The organism is Nevskia soli (assembly GCF_903970205.1).
Classification (GTDB): Bacteria; Acidobacteriota; Terriglobia; order Bryobacterales; family Bryobacteraceae; genus Bog-113.
Map to the genome: position 1 here is coordinate 1 of NZ_CAJCHS010000315.1, position 9,726 is coordinate 9,726.

12 protein-coding genes and 1 riboswitch are annotated in these 9,726 nt (G+C 60.4%); of the genes, 9 read left to right on the forward strand and 3 right to left on the reverse strand.

Annotation, left to right across the window (positions count from 1 at the left end; translation table 11 throughout):
* Positions 1–477, forward strand: a 477-nt coding sequence (locus H1Y01_RS13735; RefSeq protein ID WP_180541083.1) for an FAD-dependent thymidylate synthase, incomplete at its 5' end; no start/stop codon positions are given.
* 115 nt (positions 478–592) lie between these two features.
* Entirely contained in the window at positions 593–850 is a 258-nt protein-coding gene (locus tag H1Y01_RS13740) for a DUF6496 domain-containing protein (protein ID WP_180541084.1), read from the forward strand.
* On the opposite strand, the gene H1Y01_RS13745 is transcribed toward H1Y01_RS13740, so the two are convergent.
* Entirely contained in the window at positions 847–1,182 is a 336-nt protein-coding gene (locus tag H1Y01_RS13745; RefSeq protein ID WP_180541085.1) for a PilZ domain-containing protein, read from the reverse strand. The two genes, H1Y01_RS13740 and H1Y01_RS13745, sit on opposite strands and share 4 nt — an antisense overlap.
* Before the next feature lie 136 nt (positions 1,183–1,318).
* Here H1Y01_RS13745 and H1Y01_RS13750 point away from each other — a divergent pair, with 136 nt between their 5' ends.
* The 4 genes from H1Y01_RS13750 (at position 1,319) to ispF (ending at position 4,295) form a co-directional block, all read left to right on the forward strand.
* Positions 1,319–1,645 (forward strand): 4a-hydroxytetrahydrobiopterin dehydratase, encoded by a 327-nt coding sequence (locus tag H1Y01_RS13750; protein ID WP_180541086.1) that lies wholly within the window; start codon positions 1,319–1,321, stop codon positions 1,643–1,645.
* A gap of 255 nt (positions 1,646–1,900) precedes the next feature.
* Complete coding sequence (locus H1Y01_RS13755; protein WP_219341536.1) at positions 1,901–2,950, forward strand: PIN/TRAM domain-containing protein; 1,050 nt, start codon at positions 1,901–1,903, stop codon at positions 2,948–2,950.
* Between the two features lie 44 nt (positions 2,951–2,994).
* Positions 2,995–3,813, forward strand: a complete 819-nt coding sequence (gene ispD / locus H1Y01_RS13760; protein ID WP_180541088.1) for a 2-C-methyl-D-erythritol 4-phosphate cytidylyltransferase — start codon at positions 2,995–2,997, stop codon at positions 3,811–3,813.
* Positions 3,810–4,295, forward strand: coding sequence for a 2-C-methyl-D-erythritol 2,4-cyclodiphosphate synthase (ispF, locus tag H1Y01_RS13765; RefSeq protein ID WP_180541089.1), 486 nt, complete (start codon positions 3,810–3,812; stop codon positions 4,293–4,295). The genes ispD and ispF overlap by 4 nt, the downstream gene beginning before the upstream one ends.
* A gap of 244 nt (positions 4,296–4,539) precedes the next feature.
* Here ispF and H1Y01_RS13770 read toward each other — a convergent pair whose 3' ends face one another.
* Positions 4,540–5,748: a hypothetical protein gene (locus H1Y01_RS13770; RefSeq protein WP_180541090.1), complete on the reverse strand. Its 1,209-nt coding sequence runs from the start codon at positions 5,746–5,748 to the stop codon at positions 4,540–4,542.
* 99 nt (positions 5,749–5,847) lie between these two features.
* Positions 5,848–6,258, reverse strand: coding sequence for a response regulator (locus H1Y01_RS13775; RefSeq protein ID WP_180541091.1), 411 nt, complete (start codon positions 6,256–6,258; stop codon positions 5,848–5,850).
* A gap of 127 nt (positions 6,259–6,385) precedes the next feature.
* A riboswitch (cobalamin riboswitch) is annotated at positions 6,386–6,564 on the forward strand.
* A gap of 24 nt (positions 6,565–6,588) precedes the next feature.
* On the opposite strand from H1Y01_RS13775, the gene H1Y01_RS13780 reads away from it, so the two are divergent.
* The 3 genes from H1Y01_RS13780 to H1Y01_RS13790 all read left to right on the forward strand — a co-directional run.
* Positions 6,589–8,802 (forward strand): TonB-dependent receptor, encoded by a 2,214-nt coding sequence (locus tag H1Y01_RS13780; RefSeq protein ID WP_180541092.1) that lies wholly within the window; start codon positions 6,589–6,591, stop codon positions 8,800–8,802.
* Positions 8,786–9,445, forward strand: a complete 660-nt coding sequence (locus H1Y01_RS13785) for a cob(I)yrinic acid a,c-diamide adenosyltransferase (RefSeq protein ID WP_180541093.1) — start codon at positions 8,786–8,788, stop codon at positions 9,443–9,445. The genes H1Y01_RS13780 and H1Y01_RS13785 overlap by 17 nt, the downstream gene beginning before the upstream one ends.
* Positions 9,446–9,473: 28 nt before the next feature.
* A partial coding sequence (locus tag H1Y01_RS13790) for a DUF6580 family putative transport protein (protein ID WP_219341537.1) occupies positions 9,474–9,726 on the forward strand: 253 nt, incomplete at its 3' end.

A 9,726-nucleotide genomic window follows, 5' to 3' on the forward strand; every position in this document is an offset into this window, starting at 1 on the left:
TGCCGAACGCGCCGAAATCGCGATGAGATGCTAGCAGGATTTCGCGGCGCGCAATTCGCGTTCGATTTCTGCATCGATATCGGGGCGTACCGGGACATGCACCGCCATCGGCGCTGCGGTCAGTGGCGGCAGGCATACAGCGGCGCGCTGGGTTTCGAAACCCCGCAAGCTGTGGCGGAGGGTAAGGGCGCGAGTATTTATCGGAACGCGATGTCGGCCGCATTCGCCGCGCTCGAAACCTTGCCGCGGCCGGCCTGCGACTATCTGCTGCCCTTCGGAGCGCGTTCCCGTTTTCTGTTTAAGATGGATTTCGCCGAAGCCGAATATATCGCGCGCGTGCGGAGCGGCGTGAAGGGCCACTTCAGTTATCGCCAGGTTGCGTGGGAGATGAAGCGGCGCGTCGAAGAAATCGAGCCATCCCTGGGCCGATTGATGGAAGCGACACCGCCATCGGTCGAAGACCCATTAGTTCGTTAGAGAGGGGTCGCGAGGCCCTTATCAACGAGCTTGTTGCTCAAAACGAGCTTGTTGCTCAATGAGTTAGTGGCCGCGAACGTGCATCGCGCTTACCCGGAGGAACGATACCGGACCTATGCCAAAGAAGAGTACAGTGAAGCGCGCGGCTGCCGCTAAGAAAGCGGGCAAAGCGCCCTCAACCCAAGCCGGCGAATATGTTCGCGAGGAGATGGAGGAGTTGAAGAAAGGCAACCCTCGGGTTGCCAATCGCAAGCAGGCTATCGCCATTGGGCTCTCCGAGGCGCGCAAAGAAGGAGTGAAGGTTCCAAGCCCGCCGAAAAACTCCGCGTCCGGCAAGAAGGCATCAACCAAAAAAGCAAGAAAGAAGAGTTAGTTCGCCGGCGTCCCTTGCGTGCGGAACTCATGCCGTTGAATGAGCGCGGCGGCTTTGCCGTTTTCCGTGCGCACGATCCGCCCGACCGCGATCATCTTCAGCCGGCAACGCTCGTTCAGGAGCGCCGGCCAGGAAATCGATAGCTCGACCCGCTTTCCCACCGGCAGATCGAGCTGGGTCTCAAACAGAACGCCTTTGCTGCTGATATTGAACGTCTTGCTGGGCTGCTGGGGCAAATGACGCCGGGCATCCAGCAAGCGATAACGCAGCTCGCATTCGATATCGAACCGCTGGCGGCGGCGGCGTTCGGAGGGTTGAAGAGCGGGCGTCATATCTCTATGATTAGGCAACTCGCGCGTCCAGGCAATAGACCATGATGCCCGATTTCAAATCGTACCTGAGTACTGTTTTGTCGCGATTCTCGAACCAAGACACGGGAGCCCAGGCACTTCTGCGACAATTCAAGCCATGGCTCTTGCGGACCAGCGATGTATTCCTTGCACCGGAGGTATTCCCGCGCTCAAAGGAGAGGCCTTACGACCGCTGCGGGCGGAGACGCCGGATTGGACCGTCGTGGATGAGCACCATCTCGCGCGCACTTTCCCGTTCCCGGATTTCAAGACCGCGCTGGATTTCGTCAATCGCGTCGGCTCCGTGGCTGAGGAACAAGGTCACCATCCGGACATCCTGCTTGGCTGGGGAAAAGCGGTGATCACCATCTGGACCCACAAGGTCGATGGCTTGACCGAAAGCGATTTCGTCCTCGCTGCAAAGATCGACCGCCTCCGCAATTGACTTCCATAATGCGATAGCCGTAACAGAAGTTCGTACCCGACTGTCGTCGAACGCCGATTTTAGTGCTATTCCGGACACTCCAGCTGGGTTTCCTCGGTTTCGCAACACATCGCCTCACAAAATGTCTCTCTTCACTCAGACAAATCTTTGCACCAGCCTCGTTAGGTTGTTACAATTCCGATGCGAGCCAAACGCTTACCTTACGCTCGCTTCAGCACGAACATAGCCTTCCACGGGGAAGCAAAGAAGGTAGATTTGCTAGAAATAGCAGCGGTTCGTATTCTCGTCATTTTCATATTCGGCGTCTGCGGTTACGCCGTTCGGCCTTTCGGGGTGAACGGAATCGCGGCGATAGCGGCCGGCTGCGCCCTGGGCTCGCTCGTGGTGGCAATCGAGTGGCGCGTGATTCGCATGGGCGTCGAACGGGTAAGAGGTGCGGCCGTGGGACTCCTGGTAGGGGCCCTGATCGCGTTCGTATCCGGTGCAGCGTTGACGCTGCATCGCCCGGCATCCGGGGCCGTCGCCGAGTTCGCGCCTATGCTGCTGCTCCTGATCTTCGGTTATGTCGGGACCGCCGTAGGCGCGCGCAAAGGCGAACTTCTGAGCGTCGGCTCGCGTCCATCGAAAGCCCACGAAAGCGACAACGAGCTGCCTTTAAAAATCCTGGACACCAGCGTCATCATCGATGGGCGCATCGCCGACGTTGCGGAGACGGGTTTTCTCGATGGCGTCCTCCTGGTACCGCAGTTCGTCCTCCGTGAACTGCAGCTGGTGGCCGATTCTTCGGATTCAGCGAAGCGGAACCGGGGCCGCCGCGGGCTCGACATCCTGCAGAGAATTCAGAAGATGGCGCAGGTGAGTGTGCGCATCGTCGAAGACGATTTTCCGGCGGTTCGCGAAGTTGATCTGAAGCTGATTGAGTTGGCCAAAATGAACAACGGCAAGATCGTCACCAACGACTTCAATCTGAACAAGGTCGCGCAGCTCCGCGGGGTGGAAGTGCTCAACATCAATGAACTCGCGAATTCGCTGCGGCCCGTGGTGCTGCCGGGCGAAACCATGCGCGTGTTCATTCTGAAGGAAGGCAAGGAATACGGCCAGGGCGTGGCGTATCTGGATGACGGAACTATGGTCGTCGTCGATAATGCGCGGCGCATGATCTCGAAGACCATCGATGTTACGGTCACCAGCGTGCTTCAGACCACCGCCGGCAAGATGATCTTCGGCAAGCACGATGAACGCGTGCAGGTGGTGACCCCGGAACGCTCCGCCCGCCGCGAACAGGCCGCCGGCGCGGATGCCTGACCTGGCGTTCCGGTTGGCAACCGGCTGCGCGCGAAAATAAGCTCGTGAACAAAGTTTCCGTGATTCTTCCCGCAGCCGGCCTGGGTACCCGCATGGGCCGTTCGGCAACGTCCGCCGGCGGATTGTCGGGCGGCGTGTCAGGTAACAGCGCGGAAACCTTTGGGACCAGCCGGAAACAATTCATGCTGCTCGACGGCTCGCCGATTCTGGCGCACACCGTCCGCAAGTTCCTGCATTCCGATCGCGTCGGCGAGATCGTGGTGGCCGTGCGTGCGGACGATGTCGAATGGGTCGCCAAGCTTCTGAAAGACGTGCTGCGCAATGAAGAACGCAGCCTTCCCGTGCGCGCCTGCGCCGGGGGCGATTCCCGTCAGCAATCCGTTGAAAACGCGCTGGAATCGCTCGCCCCCGATACGGAACTGGTCGTGGTCCACGATGCCGTCCGGCCTTTTGTCGACGTGGAAACTATCGATCGCGCGATCGAGGAAGCCCGCGCGCATGGCGCCGCGATCGTCGCCCTGGTCCCCGTCGACACGGTGAAGCAGGTGACGGCGGCGCAGGCGACCGGCGCCAAAGTCCGCGGCACGCTCAATCGCGAGCGTCTGGTGCTGGCGCAAACGCCGCAGGTTTTTCAGTATGAAATCCTGAAGAAAGCATTCGCCAAGGCCCGCGAGGATGGTTTTATGGGGACGGATGAATCGAGCCTGGTCGAGCGTCTCGAAACCGTGGAGATCAGCGTGGTCCCGGGGAGCGAGCGCAACATCAAAATCACCCGCCCTGGAGACATGGAACTCGCCCGTTTGTTTCTCGATCAGGACCACCGCCGCATGGCTGGGAGGGAGGCCGGCAGGGAGCACGCATGACCAAATATCGCAGCGGACTCGGATGGGACAGCCATCGCCTCGTAGCCGGGAAACCACTGATCCTCGGCGGCGTGAAAATCCCGTCAGAGATGGGCCTCGAAGGGCATTCCGATGCCGATATCCTGTCGCACGCCATCACGGACGCGATTCTCGGCGCCGCCGGCCTGGGCGATATCGGGATGCATTTCCCGGATACCGATCCTGAGTGGAAAGACGCGGACAGCAGAAAGTTTCTAGCGCGCGCGGAAAAGCTGGCCTGCGACGCCGGGTTCATGGTGGTGAATGTGGATGCGACCGTGATTCTGGAAACGCCGAAGCTCAGCGGCCACCGCGATGCGATCCGTAAGAGCCTGGCGGAGTGCTTGAAGCTGGAGGTGAACAATTGCTCGGTCAAGTTCAAGACAGCCGAGAAGGTTGGGCCGGTGGGCGAGGGTAAGTCGGCCGAGGCGCAGGCTATTGTCTTGCTGACTTCTAAGTATTAAAGAAGAAACGGCTAAAGCTATCGGCCGCCGGCGAACCACACATGGCCATTCTGAGCCGCGATGGCTACGGAGCGGCGCGCATGAGAAGCATTCCGCTCGCGCGCGGTAAAAAGCATTCGTAGGTTCTTTTCCGGAGCACCGGCTCCATTGCATTCGCGGCTTCAGCAGGCAATGCCGGATTGAACAGCATGTGATTTGATGCGTCAAGGCTGCAACCCTTCGTTCGGCGCGTAAGCCAGACGAACTAATGCCCAAATAGCTTCTTCTTAATCTCGCCGAACTTACTCGAGAACGACTTAGATTTCGATGGCTCAGTCGCACCCGGCGCGGGGCTCGGAATCGACGGCGTACTCCCCGTCGCTATAGTTTCCGCCGGCTTACAAGCCTCAGCTCCGGCTCCTTTGATCTGCCGGTCGATCAGCGCGAAGTCGCGGCGCAATCGCGATCCATCGTCCTGCGCCAGACATACCGAAAAGGTAACTTGCCCGGTCGCCGACTTATTCACCAGAACCGGCAGGAATCCTTCTACTGAACGCGCAATGTAGGCCGTCTCGTAGCGATGACGCTTCGGGTTCCAGGTAAACACGCGGAAGCTATCGTAATCAAACGGATGCTCGCCGGCATGGATCGTTGTCCAGAGCCAGATATCTTTGTCCTGATCGCGATCCGTATCGTGAATCTTACCGAGCGAAAAGTAAGTCGTGATGCGGTGCCCCTCGGCGTATTGCGCCACTTCGTCCGGTATCGCCAGATAGATGCGATTGGTTAGGACCCAACCCGCCGTGCCCGATGACGTTCGCACCAGCGTCCAATCGTCGGTGGGCGCCGGTTCAGCCGGTTCAGCTTCGACCTTTTCAGGTTTCGGGAGTTTCGAAGGGGCTCGACTTTCGGAAAGCTCCTCCCAGTCATCCGGCGGCTTCGGTGCCGCGGGCGGCGGCGGCGGAGGCACGCGCTTCTTATCGGGGCGCTTCTTCTGCGATTCCGGCCGCGGCTGCGGTTTCACCAAGACGCGATGCTTCGGCTCGGCTCGCAGCGAGATCTGATGGGCGATCACATCGAACTTCACGCCCGGCTTGATCTGGATGAAGCTGGGCGAGAAGCGCTGCGGCTCGGTATGGACGTTCAGCGGGTCATAGCTGATCGCAACGCCCTGCCCCGGCATCCGGCGCGCGGTTTCCTCCAGCTTCGAAAGCGCCTGCATCTGATCGACGCTCATTAAATTGCGTTCGTCGGTCCAGCCCTGGAGGCCTTTGGCGGTCTTGAGTTTATAGAGGCGGCGACGCTGCGCGACAACCTCCAGCCGGTCGCCGTGATGCACTACGGCCACAACCTTCGACTTCGGATTGAAATCCTCATGCAGGCGAAGTTCGAGCGGACCGGCATAGACCAGGTTCGGCGGGGTCGTGTCACGATTGAGCCCGCACGCCGCAAGGATTATGGCGAGAAATATCACGGCCCCTAAGCCGAAACCAGCAGGCAGTCTGAATCGCGGAAACAAACAGGAGGCGAAGATGACTTTTAGTTTAGCGGGGACGCGGGCCCGCTTCCCCGCTTACGATCCGTGCAGCACGCGGCGAGGCGGCCCAATGGTCTGTTCCACCGCACTCACCAACTGCTCGGGTGTAAACGGCTTCTGGATCAACATGAATCCGCGCTCCACCACATACCGTCGCACGACCAGCGAGGCGTTGTAACCCGACATGAACACCACGCGGATATGCGGTTGCAGTTCGAGCAGCTGATCGGCCAGCATGGGCCCGCTCATCCCCGGCGCGACCACGTCCGCGAGCAGCATCGTGATCTCGTTGGCGTGTTTGCCGAACAGGCGCAGCGCGTGTTCGCCGGTATCGGCGGAAAACACGGTATATCCCGCGTTGCCGAGGATCGTCGTCACAAGCCTTCGAATCTCGGGCTCGTCATCAATGACCAGAATGGCGCCGCTCGACGCAACCGTAGGTTCCACGCGCCGATGATAGATGTCTCAGGCGCTCCTAATCAATAGAGGAACGCGAGAGATTGTGCGATTTCGTTACAACCTGATGCGCAAAGCGCTATCCTGTAGTACGTTCAGGCAGGAAACCTAGTACGTTCTGCATGGACAGCTGTTCGGTTTGCAGTTGGGAAGCTGGTGAAAATCCAGCACGGCCCCGCCACTGTAAGCGCGGAGGCTTCGATCGCAGGATGCCACTGTTCGTTCGTCACGAGCGGGAAGGCGGATCGGAGCCGTTGATGCGTAAGTCAGGAGACCGACCGGGCAGCGTACGGGCGCGTCTGCGCCGCAGCGGAGGGCTGCATGAAAATAGGACTGACAACGGCAGTAGTGTGCCTGTTCACGCCGGTATGGGCGTTGGCGGGCGTTCTTGAAGGCAGCGTCACCGATAGTTCCGGCGCTCCGGTTCGCGGCGCGCAGGTAGGGCTTTACAGCCGCGTCGGCTTAACGGCGGAAAGCGTGAGCGATGGGCACGGCGCCTTTCGCTTTGAAGCGGCGGCGGACGACGCTACAAAATTGGTCATCACCGCGCAGGGATTCGCTACCCGGTCCGTTCCATTACCGGCCGCGAGCCCGATGCGCGTCGCGCTTGATATCGCGCCCGTCTCCGATTCCGTCCGCGTGGTCGGCTCGCGGATCGATGCGCCGGCGGCCGAGCAACCCAGCAGCATCACCGTGATTACCGGCGAGGAGATTCGCGACCGCAACGACGCGATTGTCACGGACCTCTTGCGCACGGTTCCCGGCGTCGTGATGCTGCAGTCCGGTGTTTCCCAGGGCGGTCTCACCACCATGTCGATCCGCGGCGGGGATACCAATTACCAGCTGGTTGAAATCGACGGAATGCCGGTGAACAGTTTCGACTTCGGCGGTCTGTTCGATTTCTCGCAGATCCCAACCGAGTTGCTGGATCACATCGAGATTGTGCGTGGCGCGCAGTCCGCGCTATATGGATCGTACGCGAACTCCGGCGTCGTCAACTTCGTAACGCGCTCGGGCGCCGGCGAGCCGGCCTTCGACATCGTGGCCGAGGGCGGCAGCCACGACGAATATCGCGGCGGCATCTCCGGCTCCGGAATGTTGGCGGGATGGGGACTCGCCGGCTCGGTGCAGCGCGTCGGCGCCAATGGCGAAGTCGCCAATGACGACTTCCTGAATCAGGGGGTCATGCTGCATCTGAACCGCAACTGGGACCGGCAAAGCTTCTCGGCCAGCGGGTTTTTCAATAACAGCCAGGTTGGCGATCCCGGTCCTTACGGGTCCGATCCGCTGGGCCTCTACGGCGGTCTCGATCTGATCTCGCGCGACAAGGACAATAACTCCGAGTACAACTTCCACTATCAGGCGGATCTGACTCCGCGCCTTCGCGGCGAGCTCTTCGGTGGATTCTTTCTCGGCAACGATTTCTATGCGAGCCCATATGGAAACAGTTTCAACAAAGACATCCGAGGGCAGGCCGAAGCGCGCGTAACTGCCAGCGTGACGCCCTGGTGGACCACTGCCGCGGGCGTGGCCTGGGACCGCGAGGAGGTGAAGAACACCTACATCACGGACGAGACCTTACGCGCCTTTCCGCTGCGCCGCGATGAAGAGGGAATCTACTGGGAAAACCGGCTGCGTTTCCGGCGGCTTTATATCCAGGTGGGTGTTCGCGGCGAAATCTTCAATACGCCGTTCATCCCCTCCTGCATGGATGTCGCATGCGATGACATTTCCGGCGCGAACCGGCCCGATATCCCCGCGCATACCAATGCGAGCGTGAATCCCAAGATCGCGGCAAGTTACTCGTTCAGCAGCGGTACTCAGTTGCATGCTTCATTTGGAACAGGTATTCGTCCGCCGGGCGGGAGTGAACTCGCCTTCACCGATAACCCCGATCTGAAGCCCGAACGAACCCTAAGTGTCGACGCCGGGGTTTCGCAGAAGCTGTTTCACGATCATCTGGTATTGAACGGAACCTTCTTCGACAACTGGTATCGGGACCTGATCGTCGGTTTGGGCGGAGATCTGGCGGATCTGAGCGCTTACACCACGGCTAACCTGTCGAACGCTCGCGCGCGCGGGCTGGAAGCATCGGCGGAAGTTCGCCCGGCCCGCTGGATGCTGCTCACCGCCGCTTACATGTACCTGGATACGGCGGTTCTGGCACTGAACGACACGGATCTGCCGGAGACGTACTTCACGGTCGGCCAGCAGCTGCCGCGCCGTCCGCCGCAATCGGGATCGTTCCGCTTGAACCTGGCGCGAGGGCGTTTTTCGGGCGACCTCATCGGATTCGTTCGCGGCAGTGATCTCGACGTCGAACCCAACTACGGCGTGAGTGCAGGCTTCTTCAACAACCCCGGATATGCGAACCTCGAAGTGAATCTGAATATCCGCGTGGCGGCGGGACTAACGGCGTACGGCACGCTGCGCAATGCCCTCGACGAGCACTACGAGGAGATCTTCGGGTTCCCGTCGCCCCGGCTGAATTTTGTGGCGGGCTTGAAATGGAGTTTGCGTGGCAGAGATTTCTAGCGGTTTTGAAGACCCTCGTCTCGCCATCAACCGCGTCTACACCAGGCGCGGTGATGGCGGGTTCACCAGCCTGGTCGGCGGCCAGCGCGTCGGTAAGGACGACCTCCGCATCGAATGCTATGGCACCGTCGATGAATTGAATGCGTTCGTGGGCGTTACGCGGCAAACCTGTGAAGAGCAGGTTGCCGCGTTCCCGGCGCTTAACGAGCTTGCTCTGATTTTGAAGCGCGTCCAGCATGAGCTGTTCAATGCAGGGTCGATCCTGGCCACGCTTCCTGAGAATGTCCATCCGCGCCAGGCCCGGATCACTGCCGCCGAAGTGACGCAGCTCGAGATCGAAATGGATCGGATGCTGGAGGGGTTGCCTGAGCTTCGTTCGTTCGTGCTGCCGGGCGGTTCGCGTTTGAATGCCGAACTGCACGTCTGCCGTACGGTTTGCCGCCGTGCCGAGCGAACTTGCGTGGCGCTCGGTCGCGAAGTCGTGGTGGACGGCGATACACTGGTGTATCTGAACCGCCTTAGCGATGCTTTCTTCGTTTGGAGCCGCTGGGCCAGTAAGCAATGCGGCGCTCCGGAGACGCTGTGGCAGCCCAATCAGGCTGCGTCGGGAGCCGTTGCAGTGGAGGATATCGAAAATGGTTGAACATCCATCTAAAGTCCGACCGTACGCGTTGACACTGGCAATACTGAGCGCGCTGGCGCGGCTGTTGCCGCATCCGCCCAACTTCACTCCCGTAGGCGGGGCGAGTCTGTTCGCCGGCGCGCGCTTGAACGGCTGGCTCGCGTATCTGCTGCCCATCGCGGTCATGGCGGTCACCGACCCGCTACGCGGCGGTTACACCGGCGCAACGCCGTTCGTCTATGCCGCGCTGTTGATCAACGTTCTGATCGGCCGGTCGCTGCGCCGCACCAACAGCCCGATCC

What these genes read in the sequence shown, in the direction of transcription:
- H1Y01_RS13740 (WP_180541084.1), top strand. Translation starts at nt 593, where the DNA reads ATGCCAAAGAAGAGTACAGTGAAGCGCGCGGCTGCCGCTAAGAAAGCG.
- H1Y01_RS13745 (WP_180541085.1), bottom strand. Translation starts at nt 1,182, where the DNA reads ATGACGCCCGCTCTTCAACCCTCCGAACGCCGCCGCCGCCAGCGGTTC.
- H1Y01_RS13750 (WP_180541086.1), top strand. Translation starts at nt 1,319, where the DNA reads ATGGCTCTTGCGGACCAGCGATGTATTCCTTGCACCGGAGGTATTCCC.
- ispF (WP_180541089.1), top strand. Translation starts at nt 3,810, where the DNA reads ATGACCAAATATCGCAGCGGACTCGGATGGGACAGCCATCGCCTCGTA.
- H1Y01_RS13780 (WP_180541092.1), top strand. Translation starts at nt 6,589, where the DNA reads ATGAAAATAGGACTGACAACGGCAGTAGTGTGCCTGTTCACGCCGGTA.